The 25,743-nt window shown below is 44.7% G+C and carries 19 protein-coding genes and 1 pseudogene; 7 read left to right on the top strand and 13 right to left on the bottom strand.

All coding sequences use genetic code 11. The features are described from left to right. Nucleotides 1-279 (top strand): annotated as a pseudogene (locus AB4496_RS00115) (octaprenyl diphosphate synthase); the annotation flags it as partial. Nucleotides 280-367: 88 nt separating this feature from the next. Here the strand turns inward: AB4496_RS00115 and AB4496_RS00110 are convergent. Both AB4496_RS00110 and mdh read right to left on the bottom strand, forming a co-directional pair. Further along, nucleotides 368-559 (bottom strand): hypothetical protein, encoded by a 192-nt coding sequence (locus AB4496_RS00110; protein ID WP_009847833.1) that lies wholly within the window; start codon nucleotides 557-559, stop codon nucleotides 368-370. Nucleotides 560-689: 130 nt separating this feature from the next. Continuing rightward, the gene (mdh, locus tag AB4496_RS00105; RefSeq protein WP_009847834.1) at nucleotides 690-1,625 is read right to left on the bottom strand and encodes a malate dehydrogenase; all 936 of its coding nucleotides are present in this window, start codon (nucleotides 1,623-1,625) and stop codon (nucleotides 690-692) included. A 332-nt stretch (nucleotides 1,626-1,957) separates the two neighbouring features. Between mdh and argR the strand changes: the two genes are divergently transcribed. The 4 genes from argR (at nucleotide 1,958) to AB4496_RS00085 (ending at nucleotide 7,120) form a co-directional block, all read left to right on the top strand. Beyond that, complete coding sequence (gene argR / locus AB4496_RS00100) at nucleotides 1,958-2,428, top strand: transcriptional regulator ArgR (RefSeq protein ID WP_004735909.1); 471 nt, start codon at nucleotides 1,958-1,960, stop codon at nucleotides 2,426-2,428. Between the two features lie 343 nt (nucleotides 2,429-2,771). Then, nucleotides 2,772-3,740 (top strand): TAXI family TRAP transporter solute-binding subunit, encoded by a 969-nt coding sequence (locus tag AB4496_RS00095; protein ID WP_009847835.1) that lies wholly within the window; start codon nucleotides 2,772-2,774, stop codon nucleotides 3,738-3,740. A gap of 255 nt (nucleotides 3,741-3,995) precedes the next feature. Continuing rightward, nucleotides 3,996-6,575: a TRAP transporter permease gene (locus tag AB4496_RS00090; protein WP_102257737.1), complete on the top strand. Its 2,580-nt coding sequence runs from the start codon at nucleotides 3,996-3,998 to the stop codon at nucleotides 6,573-6,575. 107 nt (nucleotides 6,576-6,682) lie between these two features. Beyond that, nucleotides 6,683-7,120: a universal stress protein gene (locus AB4496_RS00085; protein ID WP_009847837.1), complete on the top strand. Its 438-nt coding sequence runs from the start codon at nucleotides 6,683-6,685 to the stop codon at nucleotides 7,118-7,120. 92 nt (nucleotides 7,121-7,212) lie between these two features. Here AB4496_RS00085 and AB4496_RS00080 read toward each other — a convergent pair whose 3' ends face one another. Then, nucleotides 7,213-8,175: a D-2-hydroxyacid dehydrogenase gene (locus tag AB4496_RS00080; RefSeq protein ID WP_009847838.1), complete on the bottom strand. Its 963-nt coding sequence runs from the start codon at nucleotides 8,173-8,175 to the stop codon at nucleotides 7,213-7,215. Between the two features lie 34 nt (nucleotides 8,176-8,209). Continuing rightward, nucleotides 8,210-8,944 (bottom strand): pseudouridine synthase, encoded by a 735-nt coding sequence (locus tag AB4496_RS00075; protein WP_102257738.1) that lies wholly within the window; start codon nucleotides 8,942-8,944, stop codon nucleotides 8,210-8,212. A 158-nt stretch (nucleotides 8,945-9,102) separates the two neighbouring features. On the opposite strand from AB4496_RS00075, the gene AB4496_RS00070 reads away from it, so the two are divergent. Beyond that, on the top strand, nucleotides 9,103-10,374 hold the full coding sequence (locus tag AB4496_RS00070; RefSeq protein WP_009847840.1) for an NRAMP family divalent metal transporter: 1,272 nt from the start codon (nucleotides 9,103-9,105) through the stop codon (nucleotides 10,372-10,374). A gap of 116 nt (nucleotides 10,375-10,490) precedes the next feature. On the opposite strand, the gene rapA is transcribed toward AB4496_RS00070, so the two are convergent. After that, on the bottom strand, nucleotides 10,491-13,400 hold the full coding sequence (gene rapA, locus AB4496_RS00065; RefSeq protein WP_009847841.1) for an RNA polymerase-associated protein RapA: 2,910 nt from the start codon (nucleotides 13,398-13,400) through the stop codon (nucleotides 10,491-10,493). A 419-nt stretch (nucleotides 13,401-13,819) separates the two neighbouring features. Between rapA and AB4496_RS00060 the strand changes: the two genes are divergently transcribed. Then, the gene (locus AB4496_RS00060; protein ID WP_009847842.1) at nucleotides 13,820-15,199 is read left to right on the top strand and encodes a PhoH family protein; all 1,380 of its coding nucleotides are present in this window, start codon (nucleotides 13,820-13,822) and stop codon (nucleotides 15,197-15,199) included. Between the two features lie 104 nt (nucleotides 15,200-15,303). On the opposite strand, the gene tldD is transcribed toward AB4496_RS00060, so the two are convergent. The 8 genes from tldD to AB4496_RS00020 all read right to left on the bottom strand — a co-directional run. Continuing rightward, nucleotides 15,304-16,749, bottom strand: a complete 1,446-nt coding sequence (gene tldD, locus AB4496_RS00055) for a metalloprotease TldD (protein WP_009847843.1) — start codon at nucleotides 16,747-16,749, stop codon at nucleotides 15,304-15,306. A 19-nt stretch (nucleotides 16,750-16,768) separates the two neighbouring features. Further along, nucleotides 16,769-17,581, bottom strand: coding sequence for a carbon-nitrogen hydrolase family protein (locus AB4496_RS00050; protein WP_009847844.1), 813 nt, complete (start codon nucleotides 17,579-17,581; stop codon nucleotides 16,769-16,771). A 115-nt stretch (nucleotides 17,582-17,696) separates the two neighbouring features. Next, entirely contained in the window at nucleotides 17,697-21,569 is a 3,873-nt protein-coding gene (locus AB4496_RS00045; RefSeq protein WP_009847845.1) for a YhdP family protein, read from the bottom strand. 10 nt (nucleotides 21,570-21,579) lie between these two features. Then, the gene (gene rng / locus AB4496_RS00040; RefSeq protein ID WP_009847846.1) at nucleotides 21,580-23,049 is read right to left on the bottom strand and encodes a ribonuclease G; all 1,470 of its coding nucleotides are present in this window, start codon (nucleotides 23,047-23,049) and stop codon (nucleotides 21,580-21,582) included. A 20-nt stretch (nucleotides 23,050-23,069) separates the two neighbouring features. Continuing rightward, complete coding sequence (locus AB4496_RS00035) at nucleotides 23,070-23,702, bottom strand: nucleoside triphosphate pyrophosphatase (protein ID WP_009847847.1); 633 nt, start codon at nucleotides 23,700-23,702, stop codon at nucleotides 23,070-23,072. A gap of 7 nt (nucleotides 23,703-23,709) precedes the next feature. Continuing rightward, entirely contained in the window at nucleotides 23,710-24,198 is a 489-nt protein-coding gene (mreD, locus tag AB4496_RS00030; protein WP_009847848.1) for a rod shape-determining protein MreD, read from the bottom strand. Continuing rightward, nucleotides 24,188-25,075 (bottom strand): rod shape-determining protein MreC, encoded by an 888-nt coding sequence (gene mreC / locus AB4496_RS00025; RefSeq protein ID WP_102257739.1) that lies wholly within the window; start codon nucleotides 25,073-25,075, stop codon nucleotides 24,188-24,190. Before mreC ends, mreD begins: the two co-directional genes overlap by 11 nt. A 94-nt stretch (nucleotides 25,076-25,169) precedes the next feature. Then, the coding region (locus AB4496_RS00020) for a rod shape-determining protein (protein ID WP_372130462.1) at nucleotides 25,170-25,743 on the bottom strand (574 nt) is incomplete at its 5' end.

The raw sequence follows: 25,743 nt of genomic DNA, 5'->3' as shown, positions 1-25,743 counted from the left end.
GCAGAAGGCAAACCGACGTTACCGTTGCTTTACGCAATGCGCAATGGTTCCCCAGACCAAGCAAGCATGATTCGTGAAGCGATTGAAAAAGCTAATGGTATGGAACGTCTCGACGACATTATGTCTGTCATGAAAGAGACTGGCTCGTTAGAGTACACGACCAATAAAGCCTATGAAGAAGCTGATAAAGCTATTGCTGAGCTTTCTATTCTTCCTGAGTCAGAATACAAGCAGGCTTTAACTACGCTAGCTCACCTTGCAGTAAAACGTAGCAAGTAAATAGAAGCTAAGTAGTAAATAGACAGCTATATAATAAAAAAGAGCCTGTTGGCTCTTTTTTTGATCCTGCTAGATAATACTCTGGGTCTCAATAACGACTCGATTCTAACGATAGAGGTAGTTGCGCTTCGATCTCTTCAAGTTCTTCCAACGGAACTGCATATTGCTTATGACTATTGTAAGACTCAAACAACGCGAACTGCTCTTGCTCATCGATAACCAATATCTTGCCCAAGCGACCTAGATAGTTAACATTCATCCCTTTTTGTACTCTAGTCATCGTTCAATACCCTAATTCTTCGTGGTTATAAAAAGATTACGAGTGGATTGAATACAAGGATCAAAAAAGCCGATCGCAATGATCGGCTTTCGTTAACTGTCGTTTTTAGCAGAGTTCAGTTATCTATCGCTTATTTAGCGAATTCAACACCAATCTCAATATCGCCATTTAGCGTTTCTAGCATGCTGTCTAGTGCATTGCGTTCGAAGTCGCTCAGTTCACCGTAGCTAAGAATCGCTTCAGCGCCTTCTTTGCCAAGTTTAACTGGTTGTGCGAAGAATGGTGCGTGCTCGCCTTCACCTTCAACGTAGGCACACTCAATCACGTTCTCTTCGCCTTGAAGTGCTTTCACTAGAGCAAGACCGAAGCGACAAGCCGCTTGACCCATAGATAGGGTCGCACTACCGCCACCCGCTTTAGCTTCTACTACTTCAGTACCCGCGTTTTGGATGCGAGTTGTTAGCGCTGCGATTTCTTCGTCAGTAAACTCAACACCTTCAACTTGAGAAAGCAGAGGAAGGATCGTTACACCTGAGTGACCACCGATAACAGGAACACGAATGTCGCCTGGATCTTTATCTTTCAGCTCAGCAACGAACGTTTCAGAACGAATGACATCAAGAGTAGTAATACCGAATAAACGACGCTTGTCGTAAACGCCCGCTTTCTTAAGTACTTCAGCAGCGATTGGCACTGTTGTATTTACTGGGTTAGTAATGATACCAACACAAGCAGTAGGACAAGTAACGGCAATTTTTTCAGCTAGAGACTTAACAATGCCAGCGTTCACATTGAAAAGATCCGCACGATCCATACCAGGTTTACGAGCAACACCCGCAGAAATAAGCACAACATCCGCACCTTCAAGTGCTGGAGTTGGATCTTCACCCGCGTAACCTTTGATCGAAACAGGCGTTGGGATATGGCTAAGATCGGCAGCAACCCCCGGGGTTACCGGAGCGATGTCGTAAAGTGCAAGATCTGAACCAGCAGGCAGGCGGTTCTTTAGTAGTAGGGCTAGGGCTTGACCGATGCCACCAGCGGCACCAATAACAGCTACTTTCATTGTTATTCTCCTTGAGAGCTTTCTCTTATAGATTCTTTGTAGGGTAATTCTTGAGCTAAATTTAAGTTAAAAAACTATATTAATCACAAAGTGATTACAATCAATTAACGCTAGCTTTGCGACTTCGCGCAAGTCAATAAAACCGTGCTACACAGCAAGTTCGCATTATGGCGATAATCATTTGAAATGACAAAACAACTCGTCTTAAATAACACATTATCCTATTAAATTTTTACAGTGATATGACTAACAAATTACCGTGATATTTTGGCGAGAACTGAATATGTATGCGAGAATATGCAAACATCTTTGTTAATGAATAAGAATGACATATGCGCAATACAGAAAAACAAGACAACTTAGTTCGAGCTTTTAAATCACTACTAAAAGAAGAACGTTTTGGTTCGCAAGGCGAGATTGTCGATGCTCTGAAGCATGAAGGCTTTGAAAGTATCAACCAATCTAAAGTTTCGCGTATGTTAACTAAGTTTGGCGCCGTGCGAACACGCAATGCAAAAATGGAGATGGTTTATTGTCTTCCTGCTGAACTTGGTGTTCCGACGGTTTCGAGCTCTTTAAGAGAGTTAGTGTTAGATATTGATCACAACAATGCATTGGTTGTGATACACACTGGCCCTGGTGCCGCGCAGCTTATTGCTCGCTTATTAGATTCATTAGGTAAGTCAGAAGGCATACTGGGGGTAGTTGCTGGAGATGATACTATCTTCATTACTCCAACCTTATCAGTTACCACTAAGCAACTGTTCGATTCTGTATGCGAACTGTTTGAATACGCAGGATAATTGCTCACAGTTTCATAACTATCAGCCATTACTATTGGATCACAAACACCTATTTAGTTCGTGATCCAAATCACATCCTAAGATATCTATCCCGCCTCTCCCAAAAATCACTAACTCATTGATTTTAAAAAACTCAATAGCAAATCAAACACGAGATCCAACCGTCATTTGTTAGATTTTTTCGCTATATCTTTTAACATTTGAGTAATTTTCTGCCAATTTTTGATATTATTCAGCCACTTTTTCATCACATGGATTGAAAAAGGTGCCGTTTCCAAATAGGAAACTCCAGAAACGACTACACTTGTTTCAGGGTTAATAATGAATAAAGGAAGGGAAATTCATGGCATTTACCAAACTGATTAAAGTTGGGGCTATTGCAGCTGCTGTAATGGGCGCTGGCGCAGTTAACGCTCAAGAGTTCATCACAATTGGTACTGGTTCAGTAACGGGTGTTTATTACCCGACTGGTGGTGCAATTTGTAAGCTAGTGAACAAAGGCCGTAAAGACCACAACATTCGTTGTTCTGTCGAGTCTACTGGCGGTTCAATCTACAACGTTAATACCATCCGTGCTGGTGAACTAGATTTCGGTGTTGTTCAATCGGACTGGCAATACCACGGCTACAACGGTACAAGTAAGTTCAAAGACCAAGGCGAATACAAGAAACTTCGTGCTATGTTCTCTCTACATACAGAACCGTTCAACATCATCGCTCGCACCGATGCAGGTATTAACAATGTTTCAGACCTAGCTGGTAAGCGTGTCAACATTGGTAACCCGGGTTCTGGCGACCGTGCAACGATGGGTGTTGTAATGGACTCTATGGGCTGGACTAACGATAGCTTCAAGCTTGCTTCTGAACTGAAAGGTTCTGAGCGTTCACAAGCACTTTGTGATAACAAGATTGATGCATTCATCTACATGGTTGGTCACCCGAACGGATCAATTAAAGAAGCGACAACGTCTTGTGATGCAAAACTGGTTTCTGCAACAGGTCCACAGATCGACAAGATCGTAGCTGAAAACCCATACTACGCATACAGCACAGTACCTGCTGGTATGTACCGCGGTACAGATGCTGACGTAAATAGCTTTGGTGTTGCTGCAACTATGGTAACAACTTCAGACGTTTCAGATGAAGTAGCATACAACGTTGCTAAAGCAGTATTTGAAAACTTCGCAACATTCAAACGTCTGCACCCAGCATTTGCTAACCTGAAAAAAGAAGACATGGTTAAAGCGGGTATCTCTATCCCTCTTCACCCAGGTGCCGCAAAATACTACAAAGAAGTAGGTCTTCTAAAGTAACTCTACTTTAAGCCTACTAAACCAATAAGGAGGCTAGTCCTCCTTATTGGATTTTCACGTTTTATAAAAATAATTTAAGTGAAAAGAACAACCCTTTAAGTTTCTCCAATTTGGAGGATTTACCTTCGTATCAAGCCTAAGACAAAGACGAACAAAGAACGCATTTCTCTATCCATTCACTACACTAGATAGGAAAGAAATCACGTTTAGTTGTTCGTAACAAAAGGCAGACCATCAATAATAAGGATAAAGTACATGACGCAGACAACATCACCGTCTCCAGATGTGCAAGAAATGGTGGCACAATCAGATACTGGTGCGCGTAGCCCTCGTGGTATCCAAGGCCGTATTTTATGGTTTGTGCCTCTATGTTGGTCACTGTTCCAACTTTGGTATGCATCTCCGCTGCCATTCATTTTTAACTTCGCAATTTTAAACGACACTGAAGCTCGAGCAATTCACCTTACGTTTGCTATTCTCCTAGCCTTTACCGCTTATCCAGCCATGAAGAATTCGCCTAGGGATCGCATCCCAGCTGTCGACTGGATACTAGCGCTTGTAGGTAGCTTTTCAGCTTCTTATATCTATATTTTCTATACTCAGCTCGCTGAACGCTCGGGTGCACCAACAACATTCGATATTGTTGCGGCCGTATTCGGTATGGTTCTACTGCTTGAGGCAACACGACGCGCTTTAGGTCCACCTCTTATGGTTGTGGCAGCAGTCTTCTTACTTTACACCTTTGGCGGTCCACACATGCCAGACGTTATCGCCCACAAAGGTGCGAGCCTGAACAAGGCAATGTCGCATCTGTGGTTAACAACAGAAGGTGTGTTCGGTGTTGCTCTTGGCGTATCAACGTCATTTGTATTCTTGTTTGTACTGTTTGGTGCAATGCTTGAGCGCGCGGGTGCAGGTGCTTACTTCATCAAAGTGGCATTCTCTCTGCTTGGCCACATGAAGGGCGGCCCAGCGAAAGCAGCCGTTGTAGCATCTGGTTTATCTGGTCTGGTATCAGGTTCTTCGATTGCTAACGTAGTTACCACTGGTACCTTTACTATCCCGCTAATGAAGCGTGTTGGTTTCCCGGGAACAAAAGCGGGTGCAGTAGAAGTCGCAGCTTCAACCAATGGTCAATTAACACCACCGATCATGGGTGCAGCAGCATTCTTGATGGTTGAGTACGTGGGCATCTCTTACGTAGAAGTAATCAAAGCAGCACTACTGCCCGCTCTGATCTCTTACATCGCCCTGATTTACATTGTTCACTTAGAGGCATGTAAAGCAGGTATGACGGGCTTACCTCGTCGTCACACACCAACTATCGTGCAAAGCCTACTCTCTTTCACTGGTACTATCTTAGGCCTATGTGTCATCAGTGCAGCGGTTTACTACGGTGTCGGCTGGACAAAAGATGTCTTTGGCGCTGCAGCCACACCAATTGTGACTGTTGCTCTATTAGTCTCTTATGTCGCTCTGGTTCGTGTTTCTGCTAAATACGCAGCTGAAGGTGGCATGGAAATCGACGAGAACCTAACAGAAGTACCTGATCCAGGCCCAACGATTAAGTCTGGCCTTCACTTCCTACTGCCTATCGTAGTTCTAGTTTGGTGTTTAACGGTTGAACGTTTCTCTCCAGGTCTGTCGGCATTCTGGGCGACCGTGTTCATGATCTTCATTCTGATCACTCAGCGTCCTTTAATGACTCTGATGAACAAATCAGACGATCTCGCAGAACAAACAAAAGCAGGCTTCGTTGATCTAGCAGAGAGCTTAGTTTCAGGCGCACGTAACATGATCGGTATCGGTGTAGCGACAGCTGCAGCTGGTACGGTTGTAGGCGTGGTAACGCTGACAGGTATCGGCCTTGTAATGACCGATTTTGTTGAGTTCATCTCAGGCGGTAGCATCATTCTAATGTTGTTATTCACTGCGGTAATCAGCTTGATCTTAGGTATGGGCTTGCCAACAACGGCGAACTACATCGTTGTATCAACATTGATGGCACCAGTAATTGTTACCTTAGGTGCAGCGCACGGCTTGATCATTCCACTGATTGCGGTTCACTTATTCGTGTTCTACTTCGGTATTCTTGCGGACGATACACCTCCGGTAGGTTTGGCTGCATTTGCGGCCGCTGCGATTGCTAAATCAGACCCGATTCGTACCGGTATTCAAGGTTTTACCTACGATATCCGGACCGCGATATTGCCGTTCATGTTCATCTTCAACACCCAACTACTGTTGATGGGCATTGATTCTTGGTGGCACTTAGCACTGACGATTTTCTCTTCGGTTACTGCGGTACTTATCTTTGCAGCAGCGACACAAGGTTGGTGGTTCACTAAGAACAAGTGGTGGGAAACTATACTGCTTATCGTTCTGACCTTCTCTTTCTTCCGCCCTGGCTTCTGGTGGGACATGATTTATCCAGAGAAAGTTCTTTCACCTGGAGTTGAGATCGCTCAAATCACAGAAAATCTATCTGTGGGACAATCACTTGAATTGAGAGTCGGTGGCGAAAACTTAGAAGGTAACTATTCTGAGAAAACAGTTCGCCTTCCGTTTGAAGATTCTGCGACAACAAGTGAAGACCGCATTGCTTCAATGGGCCTAATGCTGACCCAAGCTGACGACAAGATGATTGTTGATATGGTTGAGTTTGGTAGCCCTGCTGAAGCTGCTGGCATTGACTTTGATTGGGAAATTAAATCCGTTATCCAAGATGCAGAACGACCAATGAAAGAGTGGGTATTCTTACCTGCCCTATTAATTTTGATTGGTTTAGCGATGAACCAAAGAAGGCGTGCTCGTAAGGATGAGATTAGCGCGTAATGGATAGAGCCAAATAGCGCTCTACTCTATTTGGCTTTTTTACTACATGGAAAAGATAATTACAGCGCTTGGTATGTACTCGGCGCTGCTCAAAAAGAGACGAATACATGTATAGACAAATCCTTGTTCCCGTTGATCTGAACGACAAAGGCTTTTCTGATAAAGCGGTCGAGCTAGCGGTATGGCACGCGAAACACAGTAATGCTGAGATCCACATTCTGAACGTATTACCGGGCATCCACATGTCGATGGTAGCGTCTTACTTCCCGAAAGATGCAGCAAACCAAATGAAGCTTGATGTTAAAAATCAGCTGAAAGAATTTGCTGATAAGCATATTGACGATGATGTGATCTATAAAGTTCACGTTGCCGAAGGCAAGGCCTACACAACGATTCTTGATTGCGCAGAGAAACTAGGGGCAGATCTTATCGTGATGCCTAGTCATAAGCGCTCGAAAATCGACAAGGTTGTACTGGGTTCTGTTGCAAGCAAAGTGGTTCAGAACTCACCAATCAATGTATTGGTAGTTAAGCCGCAAGGCTAAATCACTTAATCGACACAACGATCTAAATCTAAAAAGGTTGGCCTAAAAGCCAACCTTTTTTTATTTTGTGCTTGCACCATTCAATTCTTCAATCAACTCACTAAGTTCTGCGGATTACCTGCAACAAACCCATCAATATTATCGATTAAGATATCAGACAGTTTTTGAATTGAACTGTCGCTGCCCCACGCCACATGTGGTGTTAGCAGTAAATTAGGTAAGTGGCTGTTAGCCAATAGTGGATTCGAATTATCTGCAGGTTCTTGTGTAAACACATCCATGCCCGCACCTGCAATCTCATTACTTTTCAAAGCTTCAACTAAGGCCTGCTCATCGACAAGTCCACCACGGCCAGCATTAATTAATACCGCACTTGATTTCATCATGGTTAGCTCTCGCTCTGAAATCAGATTTCGAGTCGCTTCAGTTAATGGACAATGTAAGCTGATCGCATCCGCTTGCTGTAACACCGTATCAAAAGGTAGATACCCTTCTCGACAAGAATCAGCCCCTTTACGCTCAGTAAAGATGACATTCATACCAATCGCTTTTGCTAATATCGCGGTCGCTTGCCCTAAGCTACCACTCCCGATTAAGCCCAATGTACTGCCTGCAACATCTTGAATCGGATGAGTAAAGAAACAGAATTGTTTGTCCTTTTGCCACTCGCCAGCCTCGATATCTTGATGATAACCAACGAGGTTTCGCTTAAGCGTAAACAGCATCGCGATAACATGTTCAGGTACCGATTGAGTCGCGTAGCCTTGCACGTTTGTCACCGCTATGTTGTTACTCTTGCAGTAGCCAACATCGACATTGTTCACACCCGTTGCTGAAACAGCTATTAGCTTAAGTTGTTGTGCTTGAGCCAAATTCGATTCGTTAAGCACGACCTTGTTGGTAATAACAACATCAGCGCCTTCTATTCGTTCAGACACTTGTTCTGGCGAAGTGAAGTCATACTCCACCCACTGATGCTCAAAGCTAAGGGGTTTTAAATGTATTTGAGATGGGATGGTAGCTCGGTCGAGAAAGACCACTTTCAACTTCGGCATTGTACGTCCTTGCATTGGTATTAATTTAACCATTCTAAGCTTTTAGCTTACTGTAGTCTGGAAGCTCTGGCGCAATTTCAAAGTGCTGCTCGATTTGTGGCGATGCTTGAGGGTAAAAATCACATGGCACGAAAGCTTTGAAAAGCTGATTATTAGCCGGATGATAAAAACTCAGTTCACATGCGTGTAAAGCTAACCTGTCACTATAATTAAACGCATCTGGTGTTGCATAAAACTCGTCGCCCACAATTGGATTCCCTAGCTCCATGCAGTGAACACGCAACTGATGAGAGCGACCAGTGATCGGCAGCAATTTCAATAATGTCGTTTGAGGCTCTTGTTGCTCAACCACATAGCGAGTCTGAGATGGTTTACCATCGTCGAAACACACTTTCTGTCTAGGGCGATTCGTCCAATCGCAAATAAGAGGAAGGTCAATCAAACCTGCCTTGTCTTCCATTGAACCCCACACTCGTGCGTAATAAAGTTTGTGTGTCAGTCGATATTGAAATTGCTTCTTCAAATGCCGCTCAGCCTGTTTATGCTTAGCCAATAGCATCAAGCCTGATGTAGACATATCCAACCGATGCACAACTTGAATCTCCGGAAATTCGACAACCAACCGACTCCACATACTGTCGTAGTGCTCCGGCAGTCTCCCCGGTACCGAAAGCAGGCCTGCTGGCTTGTTCACCACAAGAATATCATCATCTTGATAGATAATATCAGTCCACGATTCACGTGGTGGTGTGTACTGTTCTAACGCCATTAGAGCCTCTTAATTACTGGTTAATAAATAACTCATGGTCGATTCGTTTATTAAAAAATACAATTTTAAACACTTTTGTACATAAAAGTTGACGAAATTACGAAACATGGTATTGATAAGGTAACGGAAAATAAGAACTAAGCCTCAAAGGAAAAACGATGGAAAGTACGGCTAAAACCACCTCAACACCAACCTCCACACCACTTTCAAGCCTGATTAAATCTTTTGGCCCAGGAATCATGATGGCCGCAGCTGCGGTCGGTGGATCTCACTTAGTCGCTTCAACGAAAGCTGGCGCTATTTATGGATGGCAACTAGCCGCACTGATTCTTTTAGTTAACGTATTTAAGTACCCATTCTTTAGAGCCGGCATCCAATATACCCTTGGTACTGGGCAAAGCTTGGTGGAAGGATATTCTAACCTCGGTCGACCTTACCTTGTTATCTTTTCGATACTAAGTGCCATTTCCGCCGTGGTAAATACCGCAGCCTTACTGCTATTCAGTGCAAGCTTACTGAGTTACTTTATTCCTTTTGATTTGGCCACCAGCACATTGTGCATGATCGTTTTAGCTACGTGCTTGATCATTCTATTCGCTGGCCATTATCGCGCGCTCGATACACTGTCTAAAGCGATCATGGCGATCCTGACCATCACAACCTTGGCTGCAGTCGCTATTGCTATCGGCTCTCCAGTTGAACCTGATGCGGCTTTTGTTCCACCATCACCTTGGTCATTGGCAGCTATTGGCTTTATCGTTGTCACTATGGGTTGGATGCCCGCGCCTATCGAGATATCAAGCATCACCTCTATGTGGCTAAAAAGCCAAAAAGAGAAACAAGAAGTGACCGCTCAATCTGCACTGTTCGATTTCAACGTAGGCTACATTGGTACGGCACTGCTTGCTTTGGTATTCGTTGCTTTAGGTACACTAGTACTTCATGGAACAGGCGTTGAATTGTCTCGCTCTGGTGTTGGCTTCACCCATCAATTGGTCGGCATCTACGCTTCCACGATTGGTGAATGGTCTCGCCCACTGATCGCTCTTATCGCCTTCTTCTGTATCTTTGGCAGTACCATTACCGTTATCGATGGTTACTCACGCGTGCTTGCCGAATCACAGCGCCTGTTATTGAAAAAAGAATCGAGCCCAAAAATGCTGCAAGGCTGGATCATCATTGTCTCTCTCGCGGCACTCGCAATTGTGATGTTCTTCAGCGCAGCACTGATGCCAATGCTTGATTTTGCGATGGTGCTTGCCTTTGCTACTACGCCATTCTTCGCATTGCTTAACTTCATCTTAGTAAGCAAAACTAAGCTTCCTGAAGGATTGGCGATTGGCACTAAGCTAAAATGGTTGTCTGTGGTAGGCCTTGTTTACCTATTTGGCTTCTTAGCTCTGTTCGTTTGGTGGAAATGGTTGATGTAATCTGCTCTCCAAATTCTTAGCCAAACTGTTAACCAAGCTCTTAACTAAGTTATAGATACAAATAAGGCCTTCATGATGAAGGCCTTATTTCGTTAAAGCATTTAGCTAATTCAAAACTAGTTGTGAGAAACCACAATCAAACGTAGCGAATCAAGCTGAACCTGAGCCTTGCTGATGTAACCTGTCAGTTCGTTGATTTGAGCTTCGATAACCTCTAGCTCTTCATCACGAATGTTAGGGTTAACCGCTTTAAGCGCTTGTAGACGCTCTAACTCACCGTTCAAGTTAGTTTGCATATCTTTCTGAGCTTGTTGACGAACCTCTTCAACCTTCGGCAGTACATGCGTCTCACCTGCTTCGATTAGTTTGTGAATCTCACCTTGTACCGAGTTCACTAGCTTGCTCGCTAAATGACGGTTTACCGGGCTTAGTTGACGGTTAAAGCTATCGAATTCAACCTGAGCAGATAAATCGTTACCACGACCATCCATCATCAAGCGAATCGGCGTCTTAGGCAGGAACTGGCTGATACCGCTGCGCTTTGGCGCTTGTGCATCAACAAGGTAAACCAACTCAAGTAGAATCGTACCGACTGGCAGCGCTTTGTTCTTCAGTAGAGATACCGCAGACGCACCCACACCTTCACTCAATAGCAGATCAATACCGCCCTGAATCATTGGGTGTTCCCAGCTAATAAAATTCATGTCTTCACGAGAAAGCGCGGTTTCACGGTCAAACGTAATCGTTGCACCTTCATAAGGTAAGCCTGGGTAGCTTGGCACCATCATGTGTTCAGAAGGTGTCACAACTAGTGCATTTTCACCCTTGTCATCTTGGTTCAGACCAATGGTGTCAAACAGGCTCAGTGCAAAAGAAACTAGGTTAGTATCACCATCAGTAGACGCGATCTTTTCAGCAATCTCATGGGCTTTATCGCCACCATTTGAATGCATCTCTAGTAGGCGATCTCGGCCTTTTTCTAGATCCGATTTCAGGCTTTGATTGAGCTTCGCTGATTCTTCAATGACTTCATCAAGCTGCTCAGTGTTACCAGAAGCCAGCATTTCGATCAGTACATCAGAATACTTATCGTAAACCGTGCGACCAGTAGGACAAGTCTCTGCGAATGCATTCAAACCTTCATCGAACCAACGCGCTAGAATCGCTTGCGATGTGCCTTTTAGGTAAGGGACATGAATGTCGATATCTCGAAGTTGACCGATACGGTCCAAACGACCAATACGTTGTTCAAGCAAATCCGGGTTAAACGGAAGATCGAACATCACTAACTGGTTAGCAAACTGGAAGTTACGACCTTCAGAACCGATTTCGCTACAGATAAGAACCTGAGCGCCGCCCTCTTCTTGAGCAAAGTAAGCCGCAGCTTTATCACGCTCTAGAATCGACATGCCTTCGTGGAATACCGTTGCACGCACACCTTCACGCTCACGCAGTGCTTGTTCTAATTGCAAAGCAGTACTTGCACGAGAAGCGATCACTAGGATCTTTTCGCTGCGCTTGTCTTGGATTTTTTCAATCAACCAGTTCACACGTGAATCGAACTGCCACCAGCTTGAATCTTCACCTTCAAATTCTTGGAAGATCTCTTCTGGATACAACATCTTCATCGCTCGAGCTTCTGGTGCCATCTTGCCACCGATCATGCCCGATACACGCATCGAGGTTGTGTACTGCGTTGGAATGTCCATCGGCAGTAGGTTTACATTACGCTTAGGGAAGCCTTTGATTGCAGCACGTGTATTTCTAAAAAGAACACGGCCAGTACCATGGCGATCCATAAGGTTATCAATCAGTTCTTGGCGAGCTAAGGCTTGCTCTTCTTCGCTGCTATCACCTTCGATAACACGGAACAGTGGCTCAACATCTTGCTCAGACAGAAGTTCTGTAATTTGGTTCTTCGCGCTGTTTTCAAGCTTCACGCCAGAGAACAATGCCGTTACTGCATCAGCAACTGGCGCATATTGGTCTTCTTCTTCAACGAATGCTTCGTAATCGTAGAAGCGATCAGGATCAAGCAGACGCAGACGCGCAAAGTGACTCTCACGACCCAGCTGTTCAGGGGTCGCTGTCAGTAGCAATACACCAGACGTGTTTTCAGCTAATCCTTCAACCACTTGGTATTCGCGGCTCGGTTTGTCTTGGCTCCACTCAAGGTGGTGCGCTTCATCGACAACCAACAAATCCCACTCACCTTCAAGTGCTTGCTCGTAGCGCTTACGGCTCTTGCGTAGGAAATCCAAAGAACACAGGACGTATTGCTGTGTATCGAATGGATTATCTGATTCTGCAAAAGATTCAATACAACGCTCTTCATCAAAGATAGAGAAGTGCAGGTTGAAACGGCGCATCATCTCAACTAGCCATTGGTGTTGTAGTGTTTCAGGAACCACAATAAGAATACGTTCCGCACGGCCAGACAACACCTGCTGGTGGATAATCATACCCGCTTCTATGGTTTTACCTAGGCCAACTTCATCAGCCAGTAAAACGCGTGGAGCGTGACGACGACCGACTTCATGAGCAATGTAAAGCTGATGAGGGATAAGACCTGCACGCATACCACACAAGCCGCGCATTGGGCTCTTATGTTGTTGGTATTGGTTGCTTAAAGCACGGTAGCGCAACGCAAAGTTATCCATACGGTCGATTTGACCTGCGTACAGCTTATCTTGTGGCTTGTTAAAGCGGATCTGGTTACTTAAAAAGATTTCACGCAGAGTCACCTCTGTCTCTTGAGTATCTTCACGAATACCCAAATAAGTCAGTAGCCCTTTATCTTCGATAACTTCTTCAACAGATAAAGACCAACCTTCTTGGCATTCGATGACATCGCCTACATTGAACGCCACTCGGGTTACGGGAGCATCTGTGCGTGCATAGACGCGGTTTTCTTCTGACGCAGCAAACATTACTGTTACTGTGCGAGCATCCATTGCTACAACGGTACCTAAACCTAAATCGCTCTCCGTATCGCTTATCCAGCGTTGCCCCAAAGCAAATGTCATGAATCGACTACCTCAATCTTATAGTTGGAATTTGGTCTTTCTAACTGCAATTTCAAACAAGAACGTTATTGCTCTTGAACTAAAAATATAGCCAAAAATGCCTAGTTTGCAGCCACTTTTTAAGTGCGCTCTTAATAATAAATATCTTGAGAAAATGGTGCAGAAAAAGGTCGCTAATCTTACTCGATGCTGTGATTTAGGTCACGCCTAAAGGAGACGATTTCATACTTTTTTTCTGTTTTCATAAGTGCAATCAAACTGTCAAAAAATCATGGTTATTCTATGGAGAGCAGAATGCAGCTCTCAAATGAAGTTTAGGTGAGTTGTTGACTATCACTAGAATCAGATACTAACCTTTATATGAGCTTAATCTACGTTCAATGAATGCAAGGCAAGCCGCACGTCGGCAAGGAGATGCTATGGGCGAGACCAACCGGAAGCTATTTGTTTTAGACACCAATATCCTACTTCACGAACCCTTCGCTATATTTTCTTTCCAAGAGCACGATGTCGTTATCCCAATGACAGTGCTAGAAGAACTCGACAGAATCAAAGACAGTAAAAGAGATGTTGCTCGAGATGCGAGAATTGCGATTCGAACTCTCGAAGACTTATTCAGGGAAGCCACACCAGACCAAATATCGGAAGGCATCCCTTTTTCTAAAGACATAAACGCATCTGGCAGTATTTCAATACTCGCAGATTACGAACTTCAAGAAAGCATCAAAGCCTTCGCCGATGACAAAGCTGGCGATAACCGAATCCTCAACGCAGTCCTCTATCTTCAAAATAAACGCGCGCCACGCGAAGTGGTTCTTATCACCAAAGACATCAACATGCGTTTACGAGCCAAAGGCGCCGGTGTCCGTTTTGTTGAAGACTATCAAACCGACCAATTGATTGATGATATCCAATACCTCACCAAAGGCTTCCAACAACTGGAAGGCTCATTTTGGGATGGTATCGATAATGTCGAGAGCAGAAGTTTAGGCGGAAAGACCCTGCACACCTTAGCAAGAGCGCCGTTCGAGCCAACCTTTCTCAACCAGTATGTGATTGACGAAGAAAGTGACTTTGCAGCTCGAGTCGAAGAGATTGAAACTGAAAGCATTACACTAAGAGACCTCAGTCGCGAAAGACTAATGAATCGCAGAGCATGGGACATCACACCCAAAAACGTATACCAAGGTATGGCGATCGATGCCCTGCTCGACCCTGATATTGATCTGGTGATTCTCACTGGCGCTGCTGGTAGTGGTAAGACACTGTTAGCCATGGCTGCTGCACTTGAACAAACTATTGAACGTAAACAGTTCGATAAGATCATCGTAACCCGAAACACACCTGATATAGGTGAGTCGATAGGGTTTCTTCCGGGTACAGAGGAAGAGAAGATGTTGCCTTGGTTAGCTGCAGTGACCGATACACTGGAAGCGCTGCACAAGAATGATCACTGCACAGAGGGCTCGATGAAGTACATCTGTGATAAAGCCAACATCCAGTTCAAATCGATTAACTTTATGCGTGGTCGTTCAATTCAGAATGCATTTGTGCTTTTGGATGAGTGTCAGAACCTGACCGCTTCACAAATCAAAACCATCATCACCCGTTGTGGTGAAGGGACCAAGATCGTCTGCTCAGGAAACCTAGCGCAGATAGATTCTTCCTACCTAACTCCTGTGACCTCGGGGCTCACCTACATGGTCGAGCGTTTTAAAAACTTCGAAGGCAGTGCCAACATCCACCTCAATGGTGTGGTGCGTAGCCGACTGGCTGAGTTCGCGGAAGAAAACATGTAGACTCTGCGCGCTCACAGAACCAGTAACCTATAAACAAAAAGCGCCTCACAATAGAGGCGCTTTTCAATTTATCTTTATAGTGATTTTTCAGAGGCTAATCTGCTTTACTCAGTACCACCGACGGTTAGCGAGTCTAGCTTCAACGTTGGCTGACCAACACCCACTGGCACACTTTGACCAGCCTTACCACACACACCAACACCACGGTCAATGCTTAGGTCATTACCGACCATAGACACCTGCTGCATTGCTTCGATACCAGAACCGATCAGCGTCGCGCCCTTCACTGGGTGAGTGATCTTGCCGTTTTCAATCATGTACGCTTCAGAAGCTGAGAACACAAACTTACCTGATGTGATATCAACCTGACCGCCACCGAAGTTCGGTGCGTAGATGCCTTTCTCAACCGTTGCAATGATCTCTTCCGGTGTGTGTTCGCCCGGCAGCATGTATGTATTCGTCATACGTGGCATTGGAAGATGCGCGTAAGACTCACGACGACCATTACCTGTCGGCGCTACACCCATTAGACGAGCGTTTAGCTTATCTTGCATGTAACCTTTTAGGATGCCGTTTTCGATTAGCGTATTGTACTGACCATTAACACCCTCATCATCAACGTTCAATGAACCGCGTAGATCCGTTAATGTGCCGTCATCAACAATCGTACATAGGCTTGATGTAACTTGCTCGCCGATCTTGCCAGAAAATACTGAAGACTCTTTACGGTTGAAATCACCTTCTAAGCCGTGGCCTACCGCTTCATGCAGTAGAACACCAGGCCAACCAGAACCAAGAACCACAGGCATTGCACCAGCAGGCGCAGCAACCGCTTCAAGGTTAACTAATGCTTGGCGAATGGCTTCATCAGCGAACTGGTAAGCAACTTGAGAACCGTTAGCATCACTTAAGAAAAAATCGTAACCAAAACGACCACCGCCACCGGCACTGCCACGTTCACGACGATCGCCTTTCTGTGCAAGTACGCTAATTGATAGACGAACCAACGGGCGAATATCACCAGCGAAAGTACCATCAGTTGCCGCAACAAGCATCTGTTCATGTACACCACTTAGGCTCACCGATACTTCAGTTACCATCGGTTCTTTAGTACGAATGTAAGCATCAAGCGCTTTAAGTAATTCTGTCTTTTGCTGCTTTTCCCAGCTTGCTAGCGGATTAACTGCATCATAGTAAGCTTGGTTAGAGTTACGCTTGAAAGCTTGTACCTTACCGTTTTGCCCTTGCTTAGCGATACCGCGAGCCGCGATTGCACTCTGTTTAAGGCCATCCAATTGGATTTGGTCAGAGTAAGCAAAACCGGTTTTTTCACCAGATACCGCTCGTACACCAAGACCACAATCGATATTGAAAGAGCCGTCTTTAATAATGCTGTCTTCTAGCACTAAAGATTCATGCCAGCTTGACTGAAAGTAAATATCAGCATAATCAATTTGGCGGGTAGCAATGCTCGCCAATGTATCTGCGATATTTTGCTCCGTCAGCCCTGTTGGGTTCAGTAGCGCTTCTTCAATTTGATTGATGCTCATAAATGGCTCTTATTTGTAATTAAAATTGATTGGTAAATCGAGAATGCTGCGCGATTGGCATATTTTGCCTGATTGATTCGCAACTGGATGTGTCTATCTCAACCACCATACTTTTAGGATCTTGGTCTAGCTGTGCAACCACTCGTCCCCATGGATCAACCACCATTGAGTGTCCCCATGTTTCTCTTTGGCAAGGATGATTTCCGCCTTGCCCTACCGCAATAATCCACGATTGTGTTTCGATCGCGCGGCATCTTAATAATGCTTCCCAGTGAGCTTGCCCTGTTACTGCGGTAAAAGCTGCCGGTACCACTATGATTTGTGCACCTTGCTTGCGTAACTCTGAATACAAGTGCGGAAAGCGCACATCATAACAAATACTCAAACCTAAGCGACCAAAAGGCGTTTCCGTTGTTACCACTCGGTCACCGGGCGTGAAAATATCCGATTCTCGATAGCACTTATGTGCGTCAGCGACATCCACATCAAACATGTGTAGCTTGTCGTAATGAGCAACGAGGCAACCAAAATCATCAACCACCAAAGTTGTGGTAGTCACGCCTTTAGCTGTGCTTATCGGCATACTGCCAATAACAATCCAAATTCGGTAAAGCTTTGCTAGCTCAGAGACTTTCTTTTGCAGTGGGCCATCATTTAGAGGCTCAGCATACTGGTGATAGTCGGCTTTACTGCCAAAGACTAACGCATTTTCAGGGCACACAACCCACTTAGCCCCCAACTCTTTGCACTTTGCTACTTCTTGAGCAAGATAATCAAAGTTCAAGTCAGGTCGAGGGCCTGATGTCATTTGAATCAACCCAACACAATCCATGTGTATCGCTCCTCCATTCATTATGATTCAGAAATCAGCATTTCACCGTATATTAGCTGATTAGGATACTAAGTTTTTTTCGGCTAATTTAAGGTTTATTTGGCTAATTTAAGGCTTATTCGGCTAATTTTCTGAGTTTTTCTGGTAGCTGGAATTCTCCAGAACTGCGAGAAAGCTCGCTCACTGTTGGTGAATCCAACGGTCCTTTCACCGAATAATTAACTTGGGTAAAGACTTCAACAACCGGAGAAATAACCGTAGTCACCGCTAACACGTATAGCGCTGTTTGAGGCGTTACCGCAAAAGCCGTTAATACTGGAATCCCGGAGGTGATATCTGGGGTGAAGTTCACTTCAGCATCGACCTCGCGTGTATTGAGGTTGGCGATCCCTTTTATTTTCATCTCACCGGCGACCGCATCCATATTCAGATCGTTAGTCAGAAAGATACCATTTTGAATCTCGCCAGTTCCTGTGATGCTGTTGAATGCCATGCCATTATCAAATACGTCCGAGAAGTCGAGCTGCATCTTACGGATAATCGAATCTAGGCTAAACAGCCCCAGTAATCGAGCTGCGCCACTCACATCCGAGATAATACCTTTACCAAATTGGGTTTTAACGTTGCCATCAAGGGTATCCATTTTGATCCCCCAAGGCGAACCATCCCAAGTCAATTGACCTTCTAACTCAAAGGGCGCTTTTTGAATCCCGGAAGTAATACCGAAACGCTCCATTAACTCACTGTTGTTTTCACCTTCAACATCAAGAGTTAACGATGAATGACTCTTATCGCCTTGCAGTTCCCACCAGCCACTGATATCCGCTTTATTTCCGCCGCTTCTCACCTGAATCTTATTCCACTCAATGCGGTCTTCCTTTCTCGCCATTTCAACATCAACCTTGCCAACTTTATAGCCTTGAAGCCAGAAGTCGTTCAAGGTCAGCGTCAAATTCGGCATCGCATCATGGAGCTTTCTATCCAACTCAGAGATCAATGGTGCTTCTTGCGCCTTACGCTGTAGCAGTTGATCTTGGTTTTTCTTGTCACTCCACCCAGGAACAAACAGATGCAGGCGATCCAATGAAACCGTCAAATCATAAGGTGGCAGGTAGTTAATATCTCCTTCTAGCTCTTGGCTAGACACTTCCATTTGCCATGCTTGCTTATTTTTTCGAGCGCTAAAATCAACATCATTCCAAGAAATACCACCTAAGATCAGCTCTTTGCTCTCGAAGGTGATGCGACGTGGCGCTGGAATGGTTGGCCTGTTCATCTGGCTAAGGACAGCATCCGATGGTTGCACTGGCTCCATGACTACTGACAGCCAGTCATCGGCATTGAACTTATCGGTACGAATCAAGGCATGGTGCCCTACCACGGGGCTAATTTTATAGCCACCACGACCAAGGACTAAATTGGTCGCCGTTAATTCAGGAACATCGCCGGAAATATCAATCTCAGCTTGGTATTTAGTGCTCGGCAATTGCAGACGCGCGGTAATCGATTCTTGATTGCCCGAGGCTTGTAGCCTTGCCGAGCCACTTTCTAATGACTTTTTAGCTAATGGGTATGGGTAATCACTCGCTAAGTATTTGAGGTCTGACTGTAAGTCGAGTTGGTAAGTAAAACCAATATCATTAAGTTGAATATCGATCTGGCTTTGCCATTGTGCATGACCCGACAAACGGCTTAACCACTGCTCTCCGACATACGGCTTTAGAGGATTGACGTCCCAATCACCTAACACATCAAGATCCACTGCATAGCCAGGTCCATCATTAAGACCTTTAAAGTCAACCGAGATACCTTGATTAAGCAAATCAGCTGCAAGACCACTTGCTGTCACGACATCATTATCAAATTCAATACGACCAGTGGTGTTCTCTAGCACCATTGGTGGAGCTTCAATCTCAACATGATTACCACTCAGATCTGCATATCCCCACGCTCTAGGTTCTTGTTCAGAATCAAACGGAATATTAAGCTGGAACTCAGAAGAGACATCACCACTCACTTTAAGCGCAGTTAACGCAGCACCCACAGAATCTACGAGTGGCGAAGCAGTCATGTAATTTCGAACTGCATTACCAGACGCCGTTGCTTTAGCTTCAATTTCGATATGACCGCCTTCCCCTAAATAAGGAATACGACCAGTGATTCGATCTGCCGCCACATCCATCAATTGAGCGGAGCGAGAGTCTAAATACATCGCATCATTTTCAAATAACAGGTCAAGTTGAAGGTCGGTTATCAATGGCCACGCGGTATCGAAGCTGAACTTAGCGTCTTCTAAGCCAACCCAAACTTGGAAAATACCATCATGATTGGTGTACGGGTATTGGGCTAATTCACCATGCCAAAGTAATTTAACGGTGTCGGCCTTACCCGCTTGAATCGCTGTTGAAAGGTAATCGGTTAAGTCTTGGCCAAGTGCCAATGTCGGCAAATAGCGCCATGTCTCACCGACGTTGTAAGCGTCCGCTTCACCATAAAAAGAAAGGTAAGGGCTAGCGTTATCTGGAAAGTCCAAGCGAAATGCGCCTAGTACTTGTAAATCTGGCGTGGCTGCAGTGATTTTGTCCGACCACAGTTTCCAGCCGTTTTCATCTTGCTGCCAAACAATATCAACCTGACCTTGTTTGATATTCAGAGGCGCTTGGAAAACATCACCATAAGGAAACACATCATCAATAACATATAAGCTGGCTTTCGCTTCCGAAGCCGAGCCAAACACATGCCCAGATACTTGGCTAAAGCCAGGGACTAACTCCCATTGTTCGATCGCCAAATCGGAAAAGTTCGCAGAGTAACGCAAGCTTTCAATTCCAGAGTCCATCGCAACGCGAATGTCTGAAACGATACCGCCCGGTGCCAATGCATTGATCATTTGGGTAGATTGCGAAGAATCTGGCATCAACTTGATCAACGGAGTAATGGTTTCAACATCAAGTTCAGAAACATTAAGTTCCCACGGGCCTTTATTCCACTTGAAAGCGACATCAAGTTCAGGCCAAGGCCTGTCATCCGTTCTTAGATTTAGTGAGTGACCATTAACCTGCCATCCACCATCAATGGGGGATAATTTAAAAACACCCGACTCAAGCATCAAGTCATGTTGACCATCTTCATTCCAAGTCAGTTCTGAAGGTAATACCTCAACATAAGCGCTAACTGGCTTGCTATTTCGTAGCGTTAGCCAGCTATTCAAGCTCACCGTGCCCGTCTCAATGCCGGATTCTGCCTGCATATAACGAGTTAACCAAGGCATTACTGAGATACTATCCGCGCTGACATAAAACTCGCCCGTCATATCAGTTAAAGAACCACCATCAACAAAGTTAGCACTTACTGACAAAGAGTTGAGGTTAGCGTCTTTAATACTTACTACCCCCTCCGCAAGGTGATGTTTACCTGAGTTTTGCCATTTTAAAGTTTCGATATCAAGCTGACGTTCTTCACCAGAGATAGTTCGATATAGAAGAGAGGAATCTTTAGCGGTCACATCCACCAAAGTTTTTAAAAGTAAATTGTCCAGCTCCTGCATCACTCGCTTGGAAGAGCCGGGGTCTTTAGGTTCATCTTTACCGTTTTGCCCGGCAAATAGATCAATTGAGCGGATGTCGAGGTACATTTGATTCATGACCAAATCGGCCACGACAGGACGCATCTGCACGACCGATTGAATCAAGTCAAACTCAACTTCAACACGCTCAACAGAGAAAGCCACATCTTCTGCGTTGGGAAGGCTAGCCTTAACACCTTGCAGAGCAATAGAGGGGTGAGTGTTACGCCAAAAACCACCCACATCTTGAATAGAAAACTCAAAACCGGAATGTTGGTTTACCCAAAGCTCAATTTCAGATTGATACTTATTTAAATTGGGTAAGGCTACACGCAGTGTAGTGACAGCAATGGCTAGTGTTACTAAGAGAGTAACCACTAACCATAGACATGTACGAAGAATCAGAGTAACGCTTGAACTCACAAAATATCCATTACATCATAACAACATCAAACTGCTCTTGTATGTACAGAGGCTCAGCCTGAATTTTAACTTGCTTACCAATAAACACTTCAAGCTCAGCAAGCGCGTGAGATTCCTCTCCTTCTAACGCCTCGGCAACGGCAGCCGCCGCATAAACAACAAACTTATCGGCGTCATACGCGCGATTCACTCGTGTGATCTCTCGAAGAATTTCATAACAAACGGTTTCAACTGTCTTCACGCTACCGCGACCTTCACAAGCAGGGCAGCTAGAACACAGAATATGCTCAATACTTTCACGAGTACGTTTACGAGTCATCTCAACCAAACCAAGCTGTGTGAAGCCATTAATGTTGGTTTTCACACGGTCTTTGTCTAATGCCGCTTCTAAAGAAGTTAGTACTCGCTTACGATGTTCTTCAGACAGCATATCAATAAAATCGATAATGATGATGCCGCCTAAGTTACGAAGGCGAAGTTGACGAGCAATAGCTTGTGTCGCTTCGACGTTAGTATTGAAAATCGTTTCTTCTAGATTACGACGACCAACAAAGGCACCAGTATTGATGTCGACGGTTGTCATCGCTTCTGTTTGGTCGATAATCAGATACCCACCAGACTTCAATTCGACTTTGCGATCCAATGAACGTTGAATTTCGTTCTCGGTATCGTACATATCAAAGATAGGCTTATCACCTTCATACAACTCAAGCTTGTCTGTTAGCTCAGGCACGTATTCAGAAGTAAACTCTTTTAGGTTTTCATATTCTAGACGAGAATCGACCTGAATCTTGCTCAGCTCAGTACCGACAAAATCACGTAAGATACGTTGGCTTAAGCACAACTCACCATACAAGCGAGTACGAGCTTTGTGCTTACCACGACGTTCTAACACCTTTAGCCATAATCGCTTCAAGAATGCGGCATCTTGCGCCAACTCATTTGAATCTGCGCCTTCTGCTGCCGTACGGATGATGAAGCCACCGTGCTCGTCACAGTAACGAGACACGACTTTTTTTAGGCGGTTGCGTTCTGACTCACTATCAATTCTCTGAGAAACACCAACGTGGCTTGCGCCCGGCATGAATACCAGATAACGAGATGGTAATGTAATGTCAGTGGTTAGACGGGCACCTTTGGTACCAAGAGGATCTTTGACCACTTGAACGACAATATCTTGCCCTTGGCGAACAAGCTCTGAAATATCACGAACCTGAAATTGCTTCTTTTCATTCTCAGCAACACATTCAGTGTGGGGGACAATATCAGAGGCGTGCAAAAAAGCTGCTTTATCAAGGCCAATATCCACAAATGCCGCCTGCATTCCAGGCAAAACACGGCTTACACGTCCTTTGTAGATATTTCCTACGATCCCGCGTCGAGCATCTCGTTCGACATGGATCTCTTGAAGAGCTCCCCCTTCAATCATGGCCACACGAGTCTCACTCGGGGTCACGTTCAGCAACAATTCAGCACTCATGGTGCACCTCAGATTAGTAATTATAAGAATTCTTGCAGTAGCTGGTCCGTTTCAAATAAAGGTAAGCCGACAACGGCGTAATAACTACCTTCGATTCGGGTAACAAAGCGTCCGCCCAAACCTTGGATCCCATAGCTACCAGCTTTATCGCATGGCTCCCCTGTTTGCCAGTATTGTTCTATTTCTTTTTCACTGAGGGGTTTAAACCATACGTCGGTAATAATGATTTCTGTCTTTTGTTTTTCTTCCGATACAACAGAAACTGCCGTCATCACTTGGTGACGATCATTCGCTAACTGAGTAAGCATACGCTTAGAGTCAGCAAGGTCTATTGGCTTTTCGAGCACTTGCCCTTGGCTTACGACGACCGTGTCAGAGCCCAGAACCACTGTTTCAGAATCAAGAGAACTAGCAACTACAGTATCAGAACCAGAAGCAACATGCTGTTTTTCAGAAGGGTTATCTTTCAATAAAGACAACGCAGCTAAGGCTTTATCTAAAGATAGTCGCTTAACGTACTCTTCGGCGGTTTCTTGAGCGTGTTTACACTCTTCGACATCAGTTACAAGGACATAAAACTCATAACCGAGTTGAGATAACAATTCTTTGCGGCGTGGAGAGCCGGATGCCAAAACTAAATGTTTCTTTTCCATCGTCACTCTACCTTACATGCCAATGGCGACGTACACGTCTCATTAATAAAAACATCCAAGGCCAAAGTATACAGTTTATCAATGCGCTCCATAGCGATAACGGATTGAAAACGACATCTTGGATCAAATATTCACCAAAGAATATTAGCACCTCAAACAACACAGTTAAGGCTGCAATGATTATCGCTTGCTGCCATAGCGCCATATTTCGAATCACGAGGAAGTTCATTGCAATAATGTACATTACTATTGCCATCATCATGCCTCTAATACCGAGAGTCGAACCGATCAAAAGGTCCCACAATAAGCCCAGTACTAGAGCACTACCAACGTTAACTCTGTAAGGTAACGCTAAAACCCAATAGCAGGTAACCAGTAATAACCAAGATGGCCTGAATAGGTCTAAACTACCCGGCCAAGGGATCGTTTGTAGAATAAGTGCTATCAAAAATGAGCAGCCAATTACTACTTTGCTTCTTAAAACGCTATTGGCCATTTTCACCTTCTAACAATGCTTGTTCGATACTAGATTGCTCTGCTTGCATCTGTTTATTTTCATCAGGCCACACAAGCAACAAGTATCTGAGCTTATCAAACTCAACTACAGGTTCTCCTTTGATAACGGCGAACTCGCGCTTCGGGTCATAATCAACGGCAGTCACATAAGCGACTGGGTAACCCTCTGGATATACACCACCGAGTCCAGATGTCACCAACAGATCTTCTTCTTGAATATCAGTACTGGTTGGAATGTGCTCTAACTGGATCTCATCAATCATGCCATTACCAGAAGCAATCACACGTATATCGTTACGAATAACCTGAACAGGAATTGCGTTATTTGCATCAGTCAGTAGCAAAACACGACTATTATGAGCAGCAACAAAAGTGACTTGACCAACAATGCCTTTTTCATTGATCACAGGCTGACCTTCGTACACCCCATCAATCTGACCTTTGTCGATCACGACTTGGTGACGGTAGGGTGAAGTATCAACGGCCATAACTTCTGTGACGACTTTCTTTTCATCACGGATAAACGGAGAGCCTAATAGCTTACGAAGGCGCTTGTTTTCCTCTTGATATTGCTCAAGCAGAATCAGCTCGCTCTTCAGGCGCAAGACTTCTCGTTTAATAGTATGGTTGGATTCAATTAGCCCTTTGCGAGTACTAAAACGGTCGTATACGCCATCAAACATGGTGCGAGGCAAATTAGCGGCATACTGAATTGGCGCAACCATGCTGTTTAATAGATAGCGGACATTTGAGAATGCATCTAAACGACTATCAGCCAGCATAAGGCTGGCTGATAATGTTACAGCAAAAAACAGGCGCAATTGTAGAGAGGGACCTCTACCAAAAATTGGCTTCATTCTATATTTGGTCCTAGAGCGACATTTGATCCTATAGACAAGGTCTTAGGCTCTTTACATAAAACTAGATAAGAAAAGAGCCTAACACTAGATACTATTCTTCGCTGAAAAGATCACCGCCGTGCATGTCGATCATCTCTAGAGCTTTACCACCGCCTAGAGCAACACACGTTAATGGCTCTTCCGCCACAACAACAGGGATACCCGTTTCTTCAGTTAGCAGACGATCAAGGTCTTTAAGCAGTGCACCACCACCTGTCAGTACCATACCGTTTTCTGAGATATCAGAAGCAAGCTCTGGTGGACACTGTTCAAGTGCAACCATGACTGCAGATACGATGCCAGATAAAGGTTCTTGAAGCGCTTCAAGGATTTCATTTGAGTTCAGACTAAAGCTACGAGGAACACCTTCAGCAAGGTTACGACCACGTACTTCAATCTCATCGACTTCATCGCCTGGGTAAGCAGAACCGATTTCGTGTTTGATCTTTTCGGCTGTTGCTTCACCGATCAAGCTGCCGTAGTTACGACGAACGTAGTTGATGATAGCTTCATCAAAACGGTCACCACCGATACGTACAGAAGACGAGTAAACCACACCGTTTAGTGAGATAACGGCAACTTCCGTCGTACCACCACCGATATCAACAACCATTGAACCTGTTGGC

The sequence above is a fragment of the Vibrio sp. 10N.222.46.A1 genome (assembly GCF_041473595.1).
GTDB classification, from domain to species: Bacteria; Pseudomonadota; Gammaproteobacteria; order Enterobacterales; family Vibrionaceae; genus Vibrio; species Vibrio tasmaniensis_A.
Note: the sequence above shows the minus strand (reverse complement) of the source record. Positions and strands in the feature narration are given on the sequence as shown.

Coding starts and splice junctions, on each gene's coding strand:
- rapA (WP_009847841.1), bottom strand. CDS start 13,400: ATGACATTTGCTTTGGGGCAACGCTGGATAAGCGATACGGAGAGCGAT.
- AB4496_RS00070 (WP_009847840.1), top strand. CDS start 9,103: ATGGAAAGTACGGCTAAAACCACCTCAACACCAACCTCCACACCACTT.
- AB4496_RS00060 (WP_009847842.1), top strand. CDS start 13,820: ATGGGCGAGACCAACCGGAAGCTATTTGTTTTAGACACCAATATCCTA.
- mdh (WP_009847834.1), bottom strand. CDS start 1,625: ATGAAAGTAGCTGTTATTGGTGCCGCTGGTGGCATCGGTCAAGCCCTA.
- AB4496_RS00050 (WP_009847844.1), bottom strand. CDS start 17,581: ATGGATTGTGTTGGGTTGATTCAAATGACATCAGGCCCTCGACCTGAC.
- AB4496_RS00090 (WP_102257737.1), top strand. CDS start 3,996: ATGACGCAGACAACATCACCGTCTCCAGATGTGCAAGAAATGGTGGCA.
- mreC (WP_102257739.1), bottom strand. CDS start 25,075: ATGAAGCCAATTTTTGGTAGAGGTCCCTCTCTACAATTGCGCCTGTTT.
- AB4496_RS00075 (WP_102257738.1), bottom strand. CDS start 8,944: ATGGCGTTAGAACAGTACACACCACCACGTGAATCGTGGACTGATATT.
- AB4496_RS00035 (WP_009847847.1), bottom strand. CDS start 23,702: ATGGAAAAGAAACATTTAGTTTTGGCATCCGGCTCTCCACGCCGCAAA.
- argR (WP_004735909.1), top strand. CDS start 1,958: ATGCGCAATACAGAAAAACAAGACAACTTAGTTCGAGCTTTTAAATCA.
- mreD (WP_009847848.1), bottom strand. CDS start 24,198: ATGGCCAATAGCGTTTTAAGAAGCAAAGTAGTAATTGGCTGCTCATTT.
- tldD (WP_009847843.1), bottom strand. CDS start 16,749: ATGAGCATCAATCAAATTGAAGAAGCGCTACTGAACCCAACAGGGCTG.
- AB4496_RS00085 (WP_009847837.1), top strand. CDS start 6,683: ATGTATAGACAAATCCTTGTTCCCGTTGATCTGAACGACAAAGGCTTT.
- AB4496_RS00110 (WP_009847833.1), bottom strand. CDS start 559: ATGACTAGAGTACAAAAAGGGATGAATGTTAACTATCTAGGTCGCTTG.
- rng (WP_009847846.1), bottom strand. CDS start 23,049: ATGAGTGCTGAATTGTTGCTGAACGTGACCCCGAGTGAGACTCGTGTG.
- AB4496_RS00080 (WP_009847838.1), bottom strand. CDS start 8,175: ATGCCGAAGTTGAAAGTGGTCTTTCTCGACCGAGCTACCATCCCATCT.
- AB4496_RS00095 (WP_009847835.1), top strand. CDS start 2,772: ATGGCATTTACCAAACTGATTAAAGTTGGGGCTATTGCAGCTGCTGTA.